Source organism: Aureibaculum koreense (genome assembly GCF_034296135.1).
Taxonomy (GTDB): domain Bacteria; phylum Bacteroidota; class Bacteroidia; order Flavobacteriales; family Flavobacteriaceae; genus Aureibaculum.
The window spans coordinates 312,853-333,572 of the sequence record NZ_JAXKVV010000001.1; the positions used below are offsets into that span (position 1 = coordinate 312,853).

20 protein-coding genes and 1 pseudogene are annotated in these 20,720 nt (G+C 31.9%); 14 read left to right on the forward strand and 7 right to left on the reverse strand.

Annotated features, from left to right (window positions below):
* Positions 1 to 37 precede the first annotated feature (37 nt).
* Both arsC and UMM65_RS01560 read left to right on the forward strand, forming a co-directional pair.
* Positions 38 to 379, forward strand: coding sequence for an arsenate reductase (glutaredoxin) (gene arsC, locus UMM65_RS01555; protein WP_321974701.1), 342 nt, complete (start codon positions 38 to 40; stop codon positions 377 to 379).
* Between the two features lie 92 nt (positions 380 to 471).
* The gene (locus UMM65_RS01560; protein ID WP_321974702.1) at positions 472 to 2,895 is read left to right on the forward strand and encodes a TonB-dependent receptor; all 2,424 of its coding nucleotides are present in this window, start codon (positions 472 to 474) and stop codon (positions 2,893 to 2,895) included.
* A 75-nt stretch (positions 2,896 to 2,970) separates the two neighbouring features.
* Here UMM65_RS01560 and UMM65_RS01565 read toward each other — a convergent pair whose 3' ends face one another.
* Positions 2,971 to 3,135: a hypothetical protein gene (locus tag UMM65_RS01565; RefSeq protein WP_321974704.1), complete on the reverse strand. Its 165-nt coding sequence runs from the start codon at positions 3,133 to 3,135 to the stop codon at positions 2,971 to 2,973.
* Between the two features lie 171 nt (positions 3,136 to 3,306).
* Here UMM65_RS01565 and UMM65_RS01570 point away from each other — a divergent pair, with 171 nt between their 5' ends.
* From UMM65_RS01570 to UMM65_RS01590, 5 genes are all read left to right on the forward strand, one after another.
* Complete coding sequence (locus UMM65_RS01570; protein ID WP_321974705.1) at positions 3,307 to 3,765, forward strand: hypothetical protein; 459 nt, start codon at positions 3,307 to 3,309, stop codon at positions 3,763 to 3,765.
* Between the two features lie 213 nt (positions 3,766 to 3,978).
* A complete protein-coding gene (locus tag UMM65_RS01575; protein ID WP_321974706.1) occupies positions 3,979 to 4,875 on the forward strand; it encodes a hypothetical protein in 897 nt (298 codons plus the stop codon).
* A 207-nt stretch (positions 4,876 to 5,082) separates the two neighbouring features.
* Positions 5,083 to 7,521 carry a TonB-dependent receptor gene (locus tag UMM65_RS01580; RefSeq protein ID WP_321974707.1) on the forward strand — a complete coding sequence of 813 codons (2,439 nt, stop codon included), beginning with the start codon at positions 5,083 to 5,085 and terminating at the stop codon, positions 7,519 to 7,521.
* 106 nt (positions 7,522 to 7,627) lie between these two features.
* Positions 7,628 to 9,022: a class II fumarate hydratase gene (gene fumC, locus UMM65_RS01585; protein WP_321974708.1), complete on the forward strand. Its 1,395-nt coding sequence runs from the start codon at positions 7,628 to 7,630 to the stop codon at positions 9,020 to 9,022.
* Between the two features lie 118 nt (positions 9,023 to 9,140).
* Positions 9,141 to 9,680: a nucleoside deaminase gene (locus UMM65_RS01590; protein ID WP_321974709.1), complete on the forward strand. Its 540-nt coding sequence runs from the start codon at positions 9,141 to 9,143 to the stop codon at positions 9,678 to 9,680.
* Here the strand turns inward: UMM65_RS01590 and UMM65_RS01595 are convergent.
* From UMM65_RS01595 to UMM65_RS01605, 3 genes are all read right to left on the reverse strand, one after another.
* On the reverse strand, positions 9,677 to 10,096 hold the full coding sequence (locus UMM65_RS01595; RefSeq protein WP_321974710.1) for a hypothetical protein: 420 nt from the start codon (positions 10,094 to 10,096) through the stop codon (positions 9,677 to 9,679). The genes UMM65_RS01590 and UMM65_RS01595 overlap by 4 nt on opposite strands.
* Before the next feature lie 116 nt (positions 10,097 to 10,212).
* Positions 10,213 to 10,392 carry a hypothetical protein gene (locus UMM65_RS01600; protein ID WP_321974711.1) on the reverse strand — a complete coding sequence of 60 codons (180 nt, stop codon included), beginning with the start codon at positions 10,390 to 10,392 and terminating at the stop codon, positions 10,213 to 10,215.
* Positions 10,393 to 10,442: 50 nt separating this feature from the next.
* Positions 10,443 to 10,961: a DinB family protein gene (locus UMM65_RS01605; protein ID WP_321974712.1), complete on the reverse strand. Its 519-nt coding sequence runs from the start codon at positions 10,959 to 10,961 to the stop codon at positions 10,443 to 10,445.
* A gap of 34 nt (positions 10,962 to 10,995) precedes the next feature.
* On the opposite strand from UMM65_RS01605, the gene hutI reads away from it, so the two are divergent.
* The 4 genes and pseudogenes from hutI (at position 10,996) to UMM65_RS01625 (ending at position 15,211) form a co-directional block, all read left to right on the forward strand.
* Complete coding sequence (hutI, locus tag UMM65_RS01610; protein WP_321974713.1) at positions 10,996 to 12,231, forward strand: imidazolonepropionase; 1,236 nt, start codon at positions 10,996 to 10,998, stop codon at positions 12,229 to 12,231.
* 10 nt (positions 12,232 to 12,241) lie between these two features.
* On the forward strand, positions 12,242 to 13,549 hold the full coding sequence (locus tag UMM65_RS01615) for an ApeA N-terminal domain 1-containing protein (RefSeq protein ID WP_321974714.1): 1,308 nt from the start codon (positions 12,242 to 12,244) through the stop codon (positions 13,547 to 13,549).
* A gap of 247 nt (positions 13,550 to 13,796) precedes the next feature.
* Entirely contained in the window at positions 13,797 to 14,867 is a 1,071-nt protein-coding gene (locus tag UMM65_RS01620) for an N-acetylmuramoyl-L-alanine amidase family protein (RefSeq protein WP_321974715.1), read from the forward strand.
* 45 nt (positions 14,868 to 14,912) lie between these two features.
* Positions 14,913 to 15,211: pseudogene (locus UMM65_RS01625) on the forward strand (DUF2200 family protein).
* A 121-nt stretch (positions 15,212 to 15,332) separates the two neighbouring features.
* On the opposite strand, the gene UMM65_RS01630 reads toward UMM65_RS01625, so the two are convergent.
* From UMM65_RS01630 to UMM65_RS01640, 3 genes are read right to left on the reverse strand one after another with little or no spacing between them, the layout of a single operon-like run.
* Positions 15,333 to 16,466, reverse strand: a complete 1,134-nt coding sequence (locus UMM65_RS01630) for a low temperature requirement protein A (protein ID WP_321974716.1) — start codon at positions 16,464 to 16,466, stop codon at positions 15,333 to 15,335.
* Positions 16,467 to 16,494: 28 nt separating this feature from the next.
* On the reverse strand, positions 16,495 to 17,013 hold the full coding sequence (locus UMM65_RS01635; RefSeq protein WP_321974717.1) for a peroxiredoxin-like family protein: 519 nt from the start codon (positions 17,011 to 17,013) through the stop codon (positions 16,495 to 16,497).
* Between the two features lie 10 nt (positions 17,014 to 17,023).
* Positions 17,024 to 17,605: an NAD(P)H-dependent oxidoreductase gene (locus UMM65_RS01640; RefSeq protein ID WP_321974718.1), complete on the reverse strand. Its 582-nt coding sequence runs from the start codon at positions 17,603 to 17,605 to the stop codon at positions 17,024 to 17,026.
* A gap of 106 nt (positions 17,606 to 17,711) precedes the next feature.
* Here UMM65_RS01640 and UMM65_RS01645 point away from each other — a divergent pair, with 106 nt between their 5' ends.
* From UMM65_RS01645 to UMM65_RS01655, 3 genes are all read left to right on the forward strand, one after another.
* Positions 17,712 to 18,086, forward strand: a complete 375-nt coding sequence (locus UMM65_RS01645) for a winged helix-turn-helix transcriptional regulator (RefSeq protein ID WP_321974719.1) — start codon at positions 17,712 to 17,714, stop codon at positions 18,084 to 18,086.
* 112 nt (positions 18,087 to 18,198) lie between these two features.
* Complete coding sequence (locus UMM65_RS01650; RefSeq protein WP_321974720.1) at positions 18,199 to 18,579, forward strand: DUF2200 domain-containing protein; 381 nt, start codon at positions 18,199 to 18,201, stop codon at positions 18,577 to 18,579.
* A gap of 74 nt (positions 18,580 to 18,653) precedes the next feature.
* Entirely contained in the window at positions 18,654 to 20,528 is a 1,875-nt protein-coding gene (locus UMM65_RS01655; RefSeq protein ID WP_321974721.1) for a sulfatase family protein, read from the forward strand.
* The last annotated feature ends 192 nt before the right edge of the window (positions 20,529 to 20,720 follow it).

Below are 20,720 nucleotides of genomic sequence, written 5' to 3' on the forward strand. Positions count from 1 at the left end.
TCAGTTTTTAATAGCTTTGCACTTTAAAAAAGTAAACATGAAAATATACCATAACAACCGTTGCAGCAAAAGTAGAAGTGGACTGGAAATTTTAAACAGTTCAAAACAAGATTTTGAAGTTGTGGATTATATTAACAATCCGCTTTCGGAAAAAGAAATCAAAGACCTTTTAAAAAAATTAGACTTTACTCCAATTCAATTGATTAGAAAAAATGAATCTGTTTGGAAAGAAAATTATAAAGGTAAAACCCTTTCCGATGCTGAAATTATCAAAGCAATGTCTAAGCATCCTAAATTAATTGAAAGGCCTATTGTGGTTAAAGGAGATAAAGCGGTTTTAGGCAGACCACCTGAAAATATTAACGTGTTGCTTGATTAATTTTTGTAAAATAATCAAAACTCGAACTACCCAAAAACCACTATTTTTTATTTTATTTTAAACACTTAGCTTTGTAAGCAAAGGGAATTGTATTGAAAAAAATAGGCCTACTTCTTGTTACAATAGCGTTTACCTTGTCATTATATGGGCAAAAAACTCTCGAAAAAATAACGATTACCGGTAAAATAATTGATGCTGCATCAAGTAGCCCTATTGAATTTGCAACTATTTCCTTTAAAAAGGACTCGCTAGTTTTTGGAACAACAAGCGATAAAAAAGGAAATTTTTCAATAGCAATTCCACCGAATAATTATACGATAAAAGCTGAGTTCCTTTCCTTTGATCCTTATATTTTAGCCAATAAAAATTTAACTGAATCTTTAGATTTAGGTACCATCGTTCTATTTTATTCATCCGAAATTTTAAAAGAAGTTGAACTTACCGCTCAACAACGACTTACCGAATTTAAAATAGACCGAAAAATATACTTTTCATCAAAAGATGCGATCAATTATGGAAGTAACGCCTTAGAGGTTTTAGATAACGCACCATCCGTAACTATAGATCAAGATGGTAATGTGACTATGCGAGGGGCTTCCGCTACCATATTGATTGATGGTAAACCCTTGTTTGGTTTGGGTAATGGGTTGGATTTATTAAGTGCCATGCCCTCAAATAATATTGAAAAAATTGAAATAATAACCCGTTCTGCCAAATATAGTGCTGAAGGCGGCGGTGGTATTCTTAATATTGTTACTAAAAAAGGAAAAGGTAATGGACTTAGCGGTTCTATTGATATTCACGGTGGAATACCTGAAAATAATGGTGGTTCTGTATTTTTAAATAAAAGTACGGATCATATAAATTTGTTTAGTACCATCAGTTTTAACAATCAAAAGAAAATTAAACATACTGATATTGACCAAACTTATTTTGACGATTCTTCAAATATTTTAGGTTTTTTTGAACAAAACAGAACAGATGAAAATCAACGAAATAGCTATTTGTTCAATATTGGCAGTGACTTTTATTTGAATGAAAAAAATACAATAACGGCATCATTTTTAATTAATAACCACAATAAAGATTTTCTTTCCAAATTAGATTTGAACGATTTTGATTCACAAAAATCGGTGAAACGAACCGCAAAAAGAAACGTAGATGATCACGATGATATTATCAAAATTGAAACTTTACTGAATTACACCAATAAAATTAGCAAAAAAGGCGAAAGATTATCTTTTGATTTTAAATATAGTAATACTATTTCAGATAATAAAGCCAAAATTTTTGAAAGTGTTTCTGTACCAAATCCTGAAAACATTCAGCAAAAAGTAACCAAAAATCAACACTTAAATGATTATTTATTTCAATTGGATTATACCTTGCCTTTTAAGGAAGATAAAAGACTGGAAGTAGGTTATAAAAGTACATTACGATTCTATAAAAATGATTATAATCTTTCAGAGTTCGATAGCAATAGTGGTAGTTTCACAACCATTGGCGGATATACGGATATAGTTAATTACGATGAAAAAGTTCATGCCTTATTTGCACAATATACTGCAACACATGGTAGTTTTTCTTACGCCCTCGGCTTACGTTCAGAACTTTCTGATGTTACTATCGGAACAGACTCCAACAATGAGAATTCTAAAAATTATACAGATTTTTTTCCGTCAGCATCATTTGGTTATGAATTTGAAAATGAAAATTATCTGTCTTTAAATTATAGCAGGTCTATCAATAGACCAGAAATCTATCAAATTAATCCGTTCATATCGTTAAATGACGAACGTTACCAATCGGTTGGAAATCCAAATTTAGACCCCTATTACACTAATTTCTTTGAGTTATTGTATGATATGAGTTTTGAGAAATTACTAATAACCTCATCGTTATACGCAACTTATGCTGAAAATCAGTTTTTAACCGTTTTACAAAGTGCGGGACAAAATACTAATGGTTTGGAAATTTTTAAAAGAACACCTATAAATAGCGGAAACAAATTAAGCATAGGTGTTGATGTTGATTTGACATATACACCTTTTAAGTGGCTTAGATTGAATACTTATATAAGCCCGTACAGAGAGGAAACTAAAAAGGCTTTAGATGAAGCTTACAACGTTTCAAATACGGTTTGGTATGCAGAAGCTTCGGCATTAGTAACCTTAAATAATGGTTTACGTTTTAGGGCTCAACATTATTATCAATCGCCAATGATAGATGGTTTAGCAAAATATGAGACTATAAACTTTACCAATTTAATGGTTAGTGTACCGCTTTTAAAAAAGAAAGCCTATTTAACTTTTAAAGTTACTGATGTTTTTAATACCAAAAATTTTACTACACGGTCTTTAGAAGCCGATAGTAATACATACCGACAAGTAAGATTTGATCAGCAGTTTTCGTTGGTATTTACCTATCAATTTAAACAACAAAGTAAAAATAATAAAGATAGAAGTACTGATATTAATAAAGATGAATTAGAAGATAAACAGGATATTAAAATGTAAAAAAAAATAAATTTACGCATAAAAAAAGGTTGACAAAAGTCAACCTTATTTATTTCCACTTATAAATTATAACTATTATTTTTTATTCTTTTTAGCTTCACGCTTTAATTTCATATTTTCCATAATGGTTCCAAAAAGCCAATAAGGCACAATAAAAGCCAACGAAAAAATCAACAACCAAAACCCCATGGTAAATACCCCTAAGAAAATTAAAAATCCTATAAATTGCTGAAATTCCATTTTAATGTTGATTTATATTAATGGGTCAAAAATAATAATTTTTTTCGATTATTATGTTCTCAATATTGTATTTCTTATTTTTTTTAAACTAATTTAGAAAATAATTAAACCTTTTTTATTTTTTGAAGTCATAATATATGCTATGAGCTCAAAAAAACAAAGAAAAGCATTATGAAAATTACAAGATTATTTTCAATATTCCTACTATTAACAACTGTATTGCTGTGCCAGTATAGCTATGCTCAAAAAGAAGAAAATACGGATAAACATCTCCAATATTTAACCAAAGAGCAAAAGCAATTGTTAAAAGAACAGCAGGAATTATTAGATAAGACCAGAGCCATTTTTAAAGAAAATTTGACCGAAGCCCAATTAAAAATTTTACGAAATAAAAGTCTTAGCAAAGAAAAAAGAACAGAACTGCTCAGAAAAACCATATCTAAAAAACAATTGGATATTATAAGTGCTAATCAGAATTTATTAAAACGAAAAAAAGATGTTTTTAAAAAATCTTTAACTAAAAGACAAAAATTAAGATTGCGAAAGTTTATAAACAAAAGAAACATAAATGATAGAAAGCGATTGGTTAGAAGGTTAAGAAGACTTATCCGTGATAATATGGATAGATAGTATAAAAAATTTCTTGAAACCGAATATCCTCTATTTCTATTGAGGTATTTCACCAATTAAGTTTTGGTCTTTAAACCTAAAAACTGAAATTTTTTATTTTACCTCACCCAGAACTACCAAAAAATGTAGTTCTGACCTCTCCGAAGGAGAGGTAAACTCGTAACCCCGAGGCTGAGCCTTCGGGGAATATTTTAGATTGAATAAAAAAATAATATGAATCGAATTTTAGTTGTACTTGCTTTTATCTTCATCAATCAACTACTGTTTTCGCAAGAAGACCCTGAAGTTGATAAAGAAATTGATGAAATAATTGATAATTTAATAACTCTTGATGATGCTTACCTCATCGACCTGATTAATGAGGTCAATAACTATAAAATTATAATAGCTTCTTTGGATTTTAATGATAAAACTTATTTTTTAGGTCGTGATTTAGGCATTAATCAATTTAGTATATCACCTCAATTGATGTATAAAAATTCCAATGGGATTTATGCAGGAGTAGCTGGAGCATATTATGACAAATTTGACCCAAAATGGGACTTGACCATACTTACCGCTGGTTATGGGAAGTTTTTCGGGAAACATAAAAATCTAAAGGGGGAATTGGGGTACAGTAGGTATATTTTTTCAGATACCGATTCCAATGATTTTGAAAATAGTATTGACGGAAGTTTTAGTATACGTAACAAGAACGATTATTACGGGTCTATAATTGATGCCTCTTATTTATTTGGTAAAAGAACCGGTTTCCAAACCAATATTGCGGTGTACGGCACTATTAAGTTATTCGATTTGGGTACAACATCAGATGCTGAATTTGTGCTAGTTCCAAATGTCTCTTTTTTACTAGCCAGCGAAAATATCGACACTTCAAGAATCGATAGGCTTGGCATCGATTTACCTTATATAAATAGGGTGGTAAATTCTTTTGAAAAATTTAGTTTAAGAAATGTTCAGTTAAACCTTCCAATTCAATTAGATTACGATAACTTCTTATTAGAATTAGGCTATAATTTCAATTTCCCCAGTAGTTTTGAATTTGAAAGAGAAGTTAAAAACACCTCTTTTTTTAATCTTGGGTTTACTTATTTTTTTGACCTCAACTAATCCCTAACCTTTTAACTTTTATTTAACGGTGGTACAATATTAACTTTATTGGCCCAATACCCTACTCATCAATCTTTATCAATCCGCCAAGGCCTTATAAAATAAAAACCTCATTAACAATCGTTAACACAAATTAACCCTTGCTCAAGCTTTAAGTGCTTATTTTTGTCAAAACATAATTAAGGATTATAAATCACCATAAAGCACATGAAAAATTTCATATTATTAATAATTTTAAGTTTTATCTCATTAACTTTAAATGCCCAAAAATTTGAAATTTCGGGTACCGTAATTGATCAAGAAACCAATCAACCTTTAGAGTATGCAACAATCGTATTAAGACCAACTAATGGAGATCAAGTTGATGGTGGATTAACAGATGCCGAGGGAAAATTTAATATTGATGTAAAAAAAGGAACTTATAATATATCTGTGGAATTCATTTCTTTTGAGTCATATAAACTTCCCAACAAAGAAATAACCAGTAATTTGAACTTAGGGAAAATTGTACTACATGCAGCCGCTGAAGCATTAGATGAAGTTGAAATTATTGCTGAAAAAACCACGGTAGAAATTAAACTTGATAAAAAAATATACAATGTTGGTAAAGACTTAACAGTAAGAGGTGGTACAGTAAGTGATGTTTTAGATAACGTCCCTTCAGTTTCCGTCGATGTTGAAGGCAATGTGGCTTTACGTGGTAATGAAAGTGTTACCATATTAATTAACGGTAAACCATCCGGGTTGGTTGGTTTAAACTCAACAGATGCTTTGCGTCAGTTGCCTGCAGATGCTATAGAAAAGGTTGAAGTTATTACCTCGCCATCGGCCAGGTACAATGCTGAAGGTACCGGTGGAATTTTAAATATTATTTTACGCCGTAGCAAACTACAAGGATTTAATGGAGCAATAACAACAAATGTAGGCTACCCATTTCAAGCTGGTATTTCAGGAAATATTAATTATAGAACGGGCGACTTTAACTTTTTTAATACCACAAGTTATGGTTATAGAGAATCACCGGGATTGTCAACAACTGAAACGCAATACTTTAATAAAGAATTTGATGATGATGGAAATTTACTTTTTGACAACCCTGATACTTTTTTGAATGAAAGAAGGGAAACAGAAAGAAAAGGGAATAGTTTCAATACAAATTTTGGTGTAGAATACTATATCAATGAGTCTACCTCAGTAACTGCTGCCGTATTATTAGGTAATAGAGACAGTGATAGCGAAACAACCAACTCCATTAAAGAATATAACGCAAACGGAGATTTAATAAAGGAATCCTCACGTTTTGATCCAGAGAATGACATAGATAAAACAACGGAGTTTTCATTCAATTTTAATAAAGATTTTAAAACAGATGGGCATAAACTAACTGCAGATTTTCAGTACTCAGATGCCAGTGAAGATGAAAACTCACTAATTAGTGAAGATGGTGAAGACGCAGAAAAAGTACGAACATTTGAAATTCAAAAAGAAATTCTTATTAAAACCGATTATGTTTTGCCTATTGGAGAAAAAAGTCAATTTGAATTTGGATACCGAGGTGAATTTAATGATTTAGATACAGATTATACATTAGCCTTTAATGAAAATGGTACGTTTGTAACGGACACTGATGTAAGTAATAATTTATTGTATAAAGAAAATGTAAATGCCCTTTACACACAATATGGAAGTAAAATAAAAGACAAGTTTTCTTATTTATTGGGCTTACGATTTGAAACTACAGATGTTACAATAGATCAAAGAACGAGCAACGATTTTCAGAATCAAAATTACTCAGGTTTTTTTCCAACTCTAAATTTAGGTTATGAACTTAATGAAAAACAGAGTTTAACTTTTGGGTATAACCGTCGGATTAGAAGGCCTCGCTCTCGATATATTAATCCTTTTCCTTCAAGGAGCAGTGCCACAAGTTTGTTTCAAGGAAACCCGAATTTAAAACCGAGTTATTCTAATAGTGTTGATTTCGGTTATCTGAATAGATTTGGAAAATTAACATTAAATTCTTCAATTTATTACCAAAAAGCAACAGATGTCTTTACTTTTATAAGCGAAGATACAGGTGGAACGGCTACTGTTGGAGGTACTGAAATTCCTGTAATTAGACGTACACCTATTAATCTGGCTACAGAAAACAGATTCGGGTTTGAATTTACGGTAACCTATAGGCCTACACAAAAATGGAATCTGAACGGTAACTTTAATTTCTTTTCGAATGAAACCATCGGTGAGTACAATGATGTTGATTATGGGGCAAATAACTTAAGTTGGTTTGTAAGGTTAAACAATAAAGTAACTTTACCAGCCCAAATTGATTGGCAAACGCGTTTATTTTATATGGGCCCAACTGAAGATGCCCAAAATATAAGAAAAGGAATGTTTTCTACGGACTTAGCCTTTAGTAAAGACCTTTTCAATGAAAGGGCTTCTATCACATTTAATATTAGTGATGTGTTTAACTCTCGTAAACGTTCAATGGAATCTTTCACCCCCACATTTAATAGTGACAGTGAGTTCCAATGGAGACAACGTAGCTTTAATTTAGCTTTTACCTATAGGTTTAATCAGAAAAAGAAAAGGCAAGAAGGGCGTCAAGAAGGTTTTGACGATGATGAAGGCTTTGGAGGATAAATTCTGAAACGGAAAATAGTTTAAAGGTTGGCAAATGCTGACCTTTTTTTATACGTTTAAGGTACATATTTTGTACCTTTGTATACCAATTTATTAATCATTATCAATGGAATACAGAATAGAAAAAGATACTATGGGCGAGGTAAAAGTACCTGCCGGCAACTATTGGGGAGCACAAACCGAACGTTCAAGAAATAACTTTAAAATAGGCCCATCGGGTTCCATGCCCTTAGAAATAGTTTATGGTTTTGCCTACCTCAAAAAAGCGGCAGCCCATGCCAATTGTGAATTAGGTGTCTTGTCCGAAGAAAAACGCGATCTTATTTCCAAAGTCTGTGATGAAATTTTAGCTGGCAAATTAGACGACCAATTTCCCTTGGTTATTTGGCAAACTGGTAGCGGTACACAAAGTAATATGAATGTTAACGAGGTTATTGCCAACCGTGCCCACGAAATTGCGGGCAAAAAAATTGGTGAAGGTGAAAAAACAATTCAACCGAACGACGATGTGAACAAATCGCAATCGTCTAATGATACTTTTCCTACAGGAATGCACATTGCCTGTTATAAAATGATTGTTGAAACTACCATTCCTGGCGTTGAGCAATTAAGAAATACCTTAGATAAAAAAGCCAAAGACTTTGCAGGTGTGGTTAAAATTGGCCGTACCCATTTAATGGATGCTACGCCCTTAACCGTTGGTCAAGAATTTTCAGGATATGTTTCACAACTAGATCATGGATTAAAAGCATTAAAAAACACCTTGGCACATCTTTCTGAACTTGCTTTGGGTGGAACAGCAGTAGGAACTGGATTAAATACTCCAAAAGGATATGATGTTTTAGTGGCCAAAAAAATAGCTGAATTTACTGGACTACCTTTTATAACAGCTGAAAATAAATTTGAAGCCTTGGCGGCTCATGATGCACTGGTAGAATCGCATGGTGCTTTAAAGCAATTGGCGGTATCTTTGAATAAAATTGCCAATGACATTAGGTTAATGGCTTCGGGTCCTAGAAGTGGCATTGGAGAATTGATTATTCCCGCTAACGAGCCTGGTAGTTCCATAATGCCCGGCAAGGTAAATCCAACACAGGCAGAGGCTTTAACTATGGTTTGTGCCCAAGTAATCGGTAACGATGTTGCTGTTACCGTAGGTGGTATGCAAGGACATTACGAACTTAATGTTTTTAAACCCGTTATGGCAAATAACGTATTGCAATCCGCTAGGTTATTAGGTGATGCTTGTGCCTCGTTTGATGAACATTGTGCCACGGGAATTGAACCAAATAAACCAAGAATTGAAGAGTTGGTAAATAATTCTCTTATGTTGATTACTGCCTTAAATACTAAGATAGGATATTATAAAGCTGCCGAAATAGCAAATACCGCTCATAAAAATGGAACAACTTTAAAAGAGGAAGCTATCCGCTTAGGATATGTTACCGCTGAGCAGTATGACGAATGGGTAAAACCCGAGGAAATGACTAGTGGACTTTAATTAGATGTGAGATGTTAGACATTAGATATTAGAAGTTTTTATGTTTAAAATTTTACGTCTCAAATCTAATATCTACCAATAGTCTAACGACCAAAGACCACCGACTAAAGACTAAAAAATGTGTAACCAATTCAACAAAAAATTTCTGGATGAAGCCGCAAAGGCTCAATCAGATAATGAAAATTTATCTGATCATGAACTTTTTATGAACGAGGCCATACAATTGGCTATTGATGGAATGAATGCCAATGAAGGTGGTCCTTTTGGTTGTGTAATTGTTAAAGATGGTAAAATTGTTGGTCGTGGAAATAATAAAGTTACTTCGAATAACGATCCCACAGCTCATGCGGAAGTTACTGCCATAAGAGATGCTTGTCAACATTTGAAATCTTTTCAATTAGAGGGCTGCACTATTTATACTTCTTGCGAACCTTGCCCTATGTGTTTGGGTGCTATTTACTGGGCAAGACCTGATAAAGTTTATTTTGGTTGCAATCATGCTGATGCTGCCAAAGTTGGCTTTGACGACTCTTTTATCTATAAAGAATTGGACTTAGATTTTGATAAGCGAAGTATTCCGTTTCAACAAATTTCTCGAAATGATGCTTTAACTGCCTTTAAAAAATGGTCTGAAAAAGAAGACAAAACCGTTTATTAATTATTTTTTATCGGTTCATTTTGCTTTTGCCATTGTTTAATTATACGACGATTTTGATACGTATTCCATATAAAATGATTCGTATTTCTAGTAACATCATATTTATTTAACTCAGCCTTATTATAATTGTCCGTTATATCTTCAAAAGAAGCGTATCTTCCAAAATTCCGTGTATCTATGGAGATGGAATTCATATGGTTATAGGAAAAATCATTGTTAAAAAAATCAACAATTAAAAATTTATACCCTGTTAAACGTAAAGGACCGACTACCTCGTTATTTTGTTGGTAATTTAGAGACCCAACTGCAAATATACTTGTAGGTACTGCAACGCTATCCTTACTGACAACATTTTCTTGTTGTGAAAAAACTGTAAGTGTAACTAAAAAACAAGTTATTATAAATATATTTCGCATAATTGAAAAATTAAATTACGAACTGATTTAATTTTTTCGCATTTAAGCGAAAATTAATTTTTTTTTTAACGAATGGAAAAAGTTTAAATCAGTTCTGTACTCAAATATAAGAAATATTATTGAAAATCTAAATGATTGTTTCCCTTACTGAACAATTCAATATTATTTAGGTAATTTTCGTACTCGATTAATTTAGATAAAGCGTATTTATCTTTTTTGTGAGGTCTAATATTCTTTTTTCTTCTTTTTTTGCGACGGAAAGATTCGTCGTTCTCAGCATCGTAGTTTTTATTCATGTCTAGCGTATTTTTACTAAATAACGTAAACAACAGACTAATTATTATCTCTAAATTAAATACCTATCTTCTATTATTTTTAAATGATGTAATAAATGACCCGAAATAATATATCCTAAAACATTGACTGATATTGTTTTACCACTTGCCGTTCCTTTACTTATTAAATCTGATTCACCAAAACTTTTAAATAGCAAAACCGTTGAAGCCCTTACCAATTTTAATTCTTCCAATAATTCTTTGTAACCTCTATCATTGGCATTTGAGTGTAAAACGTAATTGTTCTCGTCAAAACCAGGTAACGGCGTCGTATCTTTTCTAGCAAAGGTCAACGCTCTGTAACCAAACACGCGTTCAGAATCAATAATATGCTGAACTAATTCTTTAATAGTCCATTTACCCTCAGCGTAACGATAAAGTTGTTTTTCTTCTGATGCGTCAGATAATAAATTTAGAGATTTCTCTAAACTACTTTCTAAATGCGTTACAATAGATTTTACTTCCGTACCCAATATTTCTACGTAAGGTTTAAAGTATGCGGGATATTGGCTTTCTGTTAATTTCGACATTTTTGATTTATCTTTACCGTAAATATAGTCATTTATGCCCACATTAATTACTAATATAAAGGAGTTGCTACAAATAAGAGAAAGTTCTGTCAGCATGGTTTCAGGTGCTGAAATGAAAATTCTACCCACGTTAAAAAATGCTTATGTAATAGTGGAAAACGATACTATTAAAGATTTTGGTAAAATGGAAGACCTTAATGGAATTGTAGTAAATGAGGTAATTGATGCCAAAGGAAAAATGGTATTGCCCGCTTGGTGCGATAGCCATACACATATTGTTTATGCCGGAAATAGAGAAGGTGAATTTGTTGACCGAATCAATGGACTTACCTATGAAGAAATTGCAGCAAAAGGCGGCGGTATTTTAAATTCTGCCAAAAAGTTACAAGAAACAAATGAAGAGGAACTATATAAACAGTCCGCCAAGCGATTAGAAGAAATTATAGCTTTGGGTACAGGTGCGGTCGAAATAAAATCAGGCTACGGATTAACGGTTGAAGCCGAATTAAAAATGCTACGTGTTATTAAAAAATTAGCAGAAAATTATTCCATAACCATTAAAGCCACATTTTTAGGAGCACATGCTTTTCCAGATGAATATAAAAATAATAAAGAAGTATATATTGATTTGATAATCAACCAAATGCTACCTAAAATAGCCAACGAAAATTTAGCGGAATTTATAGATGTTTTTTGCGAAAAAAGCTATTTTTCGGTAGCACAAACAGAAAAAATCTTAGAGGCTGCCAAAAAGTATGGATTAACACCAAAAATACATGTTAATCAATTTAATAGTATAGGTGGGGTTCAAATAGGCGTGAAATACAATGCCTTGTCCGTTGACCATCTTGAGGTTATGACCCCTCAAGATTTGGAAGCCCTAAAAAATACCAAAACAATGCCCGTGGCACTTCCCTCCTGCTCATTTTTTTTGGGGATACCTTATACACCTGCGAGACAAATCGTAGATTCGGGACTGCCTTTAGCTTTAGCCACCGATTACAACCCAGGTTCTACGCCTAGTGGCAATATGAATTTTGTAATTAGCACTGCATGCATCAAAATGAAAATGACACCTGAAGAAGCCATTAATGCTGCCACCATTAATGGAGCGTATGCCATGAACTTGTCTAAAACCCATGGAAGCATCACCAAAGGAAAAAAAGCGAATTTGATAATTACCAAAGAAATTCCTTCTTATGGATTTTTACCATATGCTTTTGGCAGTAATTTGATTAAGAAAGTTATAATTAACGGAAAGATAATTTAAAATTAAGCTAATGAAGATTCATGGTGAATGGTATTTCCCAGATTTAAGTAATAAAAGATTTTACGGAACACTTGACTCTGAACATAAAAACATTTTCAAATTAAATCTTTTAGCTAACTTACCAAAATTCAAGGATACAATCAAATTTCCCATCGTTTATGGAAAAACTGCTGAAGGCAATATCACTTTATTGGATTGTCTATGGAAAGGAGGTTATAAAGCTAACTATGAAAGCGGTATAGTTGAGAACAAACTTTCTTGTAGATCTATTATAAGAGAACATTGTTTTACAACCGTAGAGGATTTAAAGTTCAATGATTTTAAATTTAATTTTGATGGATTAAAAGAATGGATGGATTCACCTTCCTTATCCGAATCTTATGGCCATAATGTAATATCTGCCAAATATGAAAATCCAGAAACTATTCATATAGAAATTAGAAATGGTATGCACCTAACAGTTGAATTCGAAATGGATTCGTATTCAGCTGAAAAAAATGATGTAATCTTCCAGATTAATCAATCCGTCTATTTAAAAATTCATAATGAAAGACCTAAAGAAATTGATTGTTTTCTTACATTAAGAAACCAAATAATAAATTTTTTCTCGCTAGTAATAAATAGGAATATTGAATCATATATTCAACGCTTTTTCAGTAACTCTATTTTAATTAATCCTAATTCCGAAATCAAAAAAGAACTAGTATTTTTTGAAAATACTAAAGCGAAAATTAATGAATTCCCTAAAAATCATATTTTCCCTTTTAAATATAACGATATCAATAATTTAAATGAAACATTAAATTTATGGTTTGAAAAATATGAAGATTTAAAGCCTGCTATTAATATTTTTCAATATTTCTTAAAGGAAAACTTAAATGTTGAAAATAAATTCATTCTAGTTTGTCAAGCATTAGAAACCTTTCATGCTAGATTCATGGAGGAAAATGAAGAATATAGTGATACTGAGACAGGTCTTTTTGGCTCACACTTTAAGGTAAGAATAAAGAGATTATTACGATTTTATTATTGCAACATTACGGTGAAAACTTTTTCTAAATCTGACTTACAAGAATTTCCAGAAAAAATAATGAATACTAGACATTATTTTACTCATTTTTCAAGAAAGCGAGAATCCAAAAAGTGGAATAGAACTAGTCTATACACAAACACTCCCAAATTAATATTATTGTTACATTCATTATTGTTAAATGAGATAGGAGTTTCAACGGATGTTATTAAAGGATACTCGGAAAAAATGTATTTTGGAGAATATAAAAAGATTAAGGATATATCAAATTATAATGATTGTAGTTAAGCTAGGGTGCTCTTTACAGTTTATGTCCATTTATGATTCTTAACAAAAATTATTAAAATAAAAAGCCTTTTCATCATAAGAATTTTACCATATGCTTTTGGCAGTAATTTGATAGACAAGGTTTTAATTGATGGAGAAATAGTTTAGTTGTTTAAAATAAATGGTATCTCATTCATACAACTATTGATTCTATAAAAATTGCTAATTTCGCTTCATAATAATTTTAATTAAAAAAGTCATTTTATAAATGTCTAAAAAAATATTCTGCTTCTCTTTTTTCCTTTTTTTAAATAGTTTAGTTTTTGCTCAAACACCTCAAAAAACGGTTATCGCCGTCAACGGTGATGGTGTTTATTCAATTCTTCGCAAAAATGGTTTGGAACCAACAAAATACTTTAAAGAATTTATTAAACTTAATAAGAAAAAGCTAAAATCCAATAATGGTTTAATTATTGGCAGAGCATATATCCTACCTACAGTTGTAGAAGAAGCTATAATTAAAACAGAAACCCTTGCTACCGTTGATAGTATTCAACCTAAAGCAATAGAAAAACCTACAGATACTCTGACTACAATTGAAAAACATTACGACCCTATTTTTGGCGAAAAATACAATTCAATTGTATTGGAGAATGACAATCTAAAAGGTGCCGTTTACTATTTAATTTCCGGTCATGGTGGTCCAGACCCTGGTGCTACCACAACTTATAACGGCAAACTAATATCGGAAGATGAATATGCCTATGATGTAACTTTACGGCTTGCTCGTATGCTAATAGCCAATGGTGCAAAAGTTTACATCATTATAAAAGATAAAAATGATGGAATTCGTGATGATAAAATTTTAGAAGTAGATCATGATGAATTTTGTCACCCCAACGAGCCTATTCCCCTAGACCAAAATTTAAGATTAAAACAACGTACAAAGGCAGTAAACAATTTATATTTAAAACATAAAGGTGCCTATCAAAGATTAATTGTAACGCATGTTGACAGCCGAAATAAAGGTAAAAATATTGATGTATTTTTCTATCATGATAGCAAAAGTAAAAGTGGAAAAAAGTTGGCCGAAAACATTCTAAATTCATTTAAAGATAAATATAACGAACACCAACCAAATAGAATATACGATGGTTCGGTAAGCTCTAGGGGGTTGTATTTAATAAAAAAGACTTTTCCAGCTATGGTTTATATCGAATTGGGCAATATAAAAAATAAAAAAGACCAAAGACGAATTTTAAATTATGAAAACAGAGAAGCCTTGGCCAGTTGGATCCATAACGGGCTTTTAGTTGATTATAATCAGAGCAAAAAGTAATTAAAAGTTATTAACTTAGCTTAATTTGTAAAAAAACAGTAACAGATGAAAGACACTAGCCACCACGACGAGCGTATAGCAAAAATGACATTTGCTTCCGTCTATCCACATTACGTTACAAAAGTAGAAAAGAAAGACAGAACTGAAGCAGAATTACATCTGGTAATAGAAGGTTAAACGGCTATGACAAAAAAAAGCTACAAAAACTTATAAAAAGTATAATCTGTGGCTATAGGGTAGAGGAAATTGAAAACCCGCTAACGCAACAGGTAAGATATTTAGATAAGTTGGTAGATGAATTAGCAAAAGGGCGTAATATGGAAAAGATTTTACGGGTTGCATAAAACGATTAATAGTTTATAGACCAATTATTAAAATAATTAACTTGTAGACATAAACGATATAACCACAATGTGGTTATACGAGATCGTTGTACGCAAGCTGAAAGACTATTTCAAATCATTATTAATCCAAAAACCTCGACACGTCCTTTGTCAATGTAAACTTAAAATTCCCTATTGTGTAGTATAACATTCCAATTGTTACTCCTATAAGTGCATATTCAATTTTTGGAAGAAACGTTGAACCCACTGTTATAAAAACACAAATAAGTGTATTGATAACTATAGGTTTTCTAAAAGGTGGTAAAAATTTAAAATATATGGTTTGTTTTCCTACATAAAAGAAACACATTCCTACTATTGCCAGTACCCTAAAATCGTTTTGGTTTAAATCATTCAAAATAGCATGTCTGATGACATTAGCTAATATCACAAATCCCATAGCAAGAAAGAAGTGAGAATAAATAAGAGTAAAACCATTCTTCATTGCTTTTAATCTTTCCATTACATGAAAGCTATCATAATAAATCCACCAGATTAATCCTATCATTATAAATCCAGTTACGGCAGCAATGACACTCAATGCATCCCAATTAATATCTCTTAAGGCTGTTGTTAAACTAATAATAGATTCACCTAAAAGTATAATGGAAAGAAGACCAATTCTTTCAACTAAATGTTCTTTATGAACTGGAGGTACGTTCTTGTTTTTGCTTACAAGAACAAAAGCTATCATTTCAAAGACGATTCCTAAAACTAAAGTAATTTCTCTGTAAGGATCAGGGAAGAGGAATGAAGTACCAATAATAATTGTTCCAATAATTATAATTATACCGCATTTATTAGCATACTCTTTTGACTCATTAAGTGCTTTAGTAGAATTAATATACAAGCCCGCAATAATTATTTGAATAACTGCATAAAAGCCAATAAACAACCCATAGTTTTCAAATAAATCACTACCTAAAAAGGCAGTCATTGTTATCATTAAAAACATGATAGCCAAACTTGAAATTCTATGGTACCTACTATCTGTATCAAAACGATTAGCGAATAAGGTATGTAGCGTCCAAATCCACCAAATAGATAGGAATTGAAGAGGAAACATCCAAATTTGTTTAGGGTCTATATGATTATGATGCGTATGTGCAAGTTGATGCGTAACAATACCTATACTGGACACAAAAACCAAATCAAAAAAAAGCTCCAACCATGTGGCATGCCTATTTTGAACTAAATATTTGAATGTTTTCTTCAACAGAAACTATATTTTGACATATACAAAATTATAACATTTCCCCACGAGCCGGATAATGTGCCGTAACAATGTAGTCTACAGCTTTTACAAAAGATGGCAAATATGGTCTTCCCCATGGATTACTGTTTATAGCAGAATAATAAACTTGGTTATTATGGTCAATTAAAAATAATCCTGGTTCACTAAAAACATTGGGTTCTCCATCTTTTACACCTGCACTTAAATACAAAGCCCAATCTCTTGCAGATTTTTCTGATAAGCTATAACCCAAAGTAAGATTAGGTAATTCCCACTTTTGACGAGAAAGTCTTGCTCTCTTTTCAGTATCCATACTTACAGCTACTACATTAACGCCTCTTTGCTCAAATTTGGGTAACAATTCCTGTAATTGTTGTAAATACTTTTTACAAATAGGACAATGTAAACCTCGGTAAAAAACAACTAAGGTAAAGTTGTCTGGTTTTTGGTCCGCTAAATTCCATTGTTTTCCATCTAATAATGGAAACCGTAAATCTGGTGCTGTGTGTTTTGGTGTTGGTCTATTCATAGTCAAAGTTTTAAAAGTTATTTTCTAAATGTTTTTCGAATCTCTCAAAATCCTTATCTATTTCGGGATTTTTCATTACATCATATGCCATAAACGTTGGTAATGGTTCAAATCCAAACCATTTAAAATTTAAGTGCATTGGTTTTAGCAAATCATCTTCACTCATTCCATTAAAAAATGTTTCCTCTGGATTATTAAAAGCTTCTTTTGGTGCATTAGCTGTTACTGACATCATATACTTTCCTTTTAACTTTCCACCTAACCCATAATTTTTCTTTGGTGCCTCTTTACTTCTACCATCACCATCAGACATTTCACCCATCATACCCATAGAAAACACTTCATCAATATATTTTTTAAATGACCAACTTACCCCCATCCAATTTAAAGGCGTTTGAAAAAAGATAATATCTGCCCATTTAAATTTTTCGATTTCCTCATTTACATCATAATTATCTTCCATTGTAGTTTTCTTAACTAGAAATTCTTTACTGTTAAAAAATGTTTCAGCTTTATCAACGAAACTTGTATTTAGTTTTCCTTCTGAAAATGGATATTTCTGATGACCGTTGATTATAAAAATATTTTTCATTTTAAATTATTAATTATATTTGTATCGCAAAGAAACTAATATTAGTTTAAAAAATAAACCATTAAACTGTTCATTTGAACAAATAGTGGTAACCAAAAAGTAACTAATGGCAAGAAAATATATAGAAAATCCAAATGCTTGTTCCCTTGTGCATACGATGAACATAATTGGCAATAAATGGAAACCGATTATTTTATACTTATTATCAAATGGTTCTATGCGATTTGGAATGTTAAATGCACTTATCCCAACAATCTCAAAAAAAGTACTGACTAATCAATTGAAAGAATTGGAAAATGATGGATTACTTTTAAGACAGGCTTTTGCTGAAATTCCACCAAGAGTTGAATATTCATTAACCGAAAAAGCAGTTGGACTTTTACCCGTTTTAAAGTTGTTAAGTGATTGGGCAAATGAAACTTATCCCGGAATGGAATTTGAACAATGTAGAATAATAGCAAATGGAAAAAAGCCAGCTTAAGACGTATAAAATTAATTGCTACTGAACAATTGGTTCGCTTCTTTTTGCTAACTTAGTTCTCACACAACGAAATTATACATGAAAATACATTAGCATCAATAAATTACAAGTCATGGCAGAAGTAACCGCAGAAAAAAATGAGCAAATCGCAAAAATGAATTTTGGGTCTATTTATCCTCATTACCTTAATAGAATAGAAAAACACGGTAGAACCAAAGAAGAACTCGATCAAGTTATTTTGTGGTTAACGGGTTATAATCAGGATATATTAGAATCATTTATTAGTGGTAACGGAACTTTTAGAGATTTTTTTGAAGGAGCCAAAATCCATAAAAATGCACATATGATTAAAGGTGTAGTATGCGGATATCGTATTGAAGAAATATCTGAAGAATTTACCTTGTATCGCGATTGCAGACGAATGGAAAAGTTGATTGATGAATTAGCTAAAGGGCGTAAAATGGAAAAGATTTTGCGTGAAGAAAAGAAGTAGAAGCTGATACTAACAAAACCTGAACTGTATTAAAACGCAACTTAGCTAGACCGTTACCACTAATTATCACTACCATGAAATACATTCAAAAACAATTCGTAATCTTAATTCAATTAATTTTTTATTTGACTCTTTCCTTTTCGTGTAGTGTTGATAAACATAAAATTGAAAAACCAAACATTGTTTGGATAATATCAGAGGACAATTCAAAGCATTATTTGAAAATGTTTGATGATAATGGTATTTCAACACCCAACATTGAATCACTTGCAGATCATGGAATAATTTACAGTCGGGCATTTTCTAATGCACCTGTCTGTAGTGTTGCCCGTTCAACAATAATTTCCGGAAGTTACGCCCCAAGATTAGCTGCTCAGTTTCATAGAAAAATAACAAAAGTTCCTATGCCCGATTCGTTGATGATGTTCCCTGCCTATTTACGCGAAGTGGGTTACTATACAACCAATAACAGCAAGGAAGATTACAACATAGTTAAAGGAGATAACGTCTGGGATGAGTCTTCTAGAAATGCTTCGTGGAAAAATAGAACTCTAGGGCAGCCGTTTTTCCATGTCTTTAATATTAGTACTACTCATGAAGGAGGGCTTCATTTTACAGAAAAGGAAATGAATCAGGTTGTTACTAAGACTGATGAAAATAGCTTTAAAGTACAATCGAATCATCCAGACACTAAGATTTTTAGATATACCAATGCATTTTATCGTGATAAGATTCAGGAAATGGATTATAAGGTAGGTGAAGTTATTAAAGAACTCGAAAAAGACAGTTTACTCGAAAACACGTTTATATTTTATTTTGGAGATCACGGGGGAGTGTTGCCAGGAAGCAAAGGATACCTTTATGAAACAGGACTACATGTACCTCTTGTTGTCCATGTACCTCAAAAATATGAACATTTGATAGATGTTAAAAAAGGAAGTACCGTTAATGGGTTTGTGAGTTTCATTGACTTAGCACCAACTGTATTAAACTTAGCTGGAGCCAAAATTCCGAAAGGCATAGACGGAAGAGCCTTCTTGGGGAAGAATATTAGTAACGAAGAAGTGAATGCTAGAGATGAGACATTCGGTTATGCCGATAGATTTGACGAAAAATATGACCATGTAAGATCTATAAGAAAAGGGAAATATAAATACATCAGAAGTTATCAGCCATTTAATTATGATGGCTTAATGAATAACTATCGCTATAAACAGCTCGCTTATCAAGAATGGCAGTCAATGTATAAAGACGGTAAATTAAATAAAGAACAATCTGCTTTCTACAAAGATCGTGTACCAGAAATGCTTTTTGATATTGAATCTGATCCTTTTGAGACTAAAAATCTTATTGCAGACCCAAAGTATCTTGATATTACTATTGACCTGCGACAACGTCTAAACACATGGGTTAAAAAAATGCCGGATTTGTCTTTTTACCCAGAACATTTCTTAATTGAAAATGCTTTTTACAACCCTGTTGAATTTGGAAGATTACACAAGGGAGAAATTAAGAAATATGTAGATATTTCAAATTTGTGCCTGTCAGAGTATAAAAGTGTAAAAGAGGAAATAATCAATAGTTTAAATTCTGAAGACCCATGGGAAAGGTATTGGGGATTAATAACATGTAGTATCTTTAAAGAAAGTGCTAAGCCGTTAGAAAAAATAATACGAGCTATTGCCTACAATGATACAGAAAATTTAAATCGTATGCGGGCAGCCGAATATTTGGGAATAACAAAGATTGAGGATCCTTCATCTGTTATGATAGATGCGTTATACAATTCTAAAAAACCTGCGGAAGCTCTGCTGATATTAAATTCAATTGTTTTGATGCAATCCAACCAACATAAATATAAATTTGATATTCAACTTAAAAATATTTCTGCAACTGTTGTTGAAAACCTTGAAGTTAAACGTAGGCTAGATTATTTAAATATTTTATAATTAGAATATATTGGTAGTAGCACCGTAAATAATTAATTGTTCGGTTTTTGCCATCTTCTGAATCTTTATACCTAGCGAAACTCGCGGAATTTCTACCTGCCTGTCGGCAGACAGGTTCGGTTTGTATTTGCTGTATTATTGCTGAAACCAGATAACCAGTCATACTCAAACAATTAAGAAAAAATCCTATTT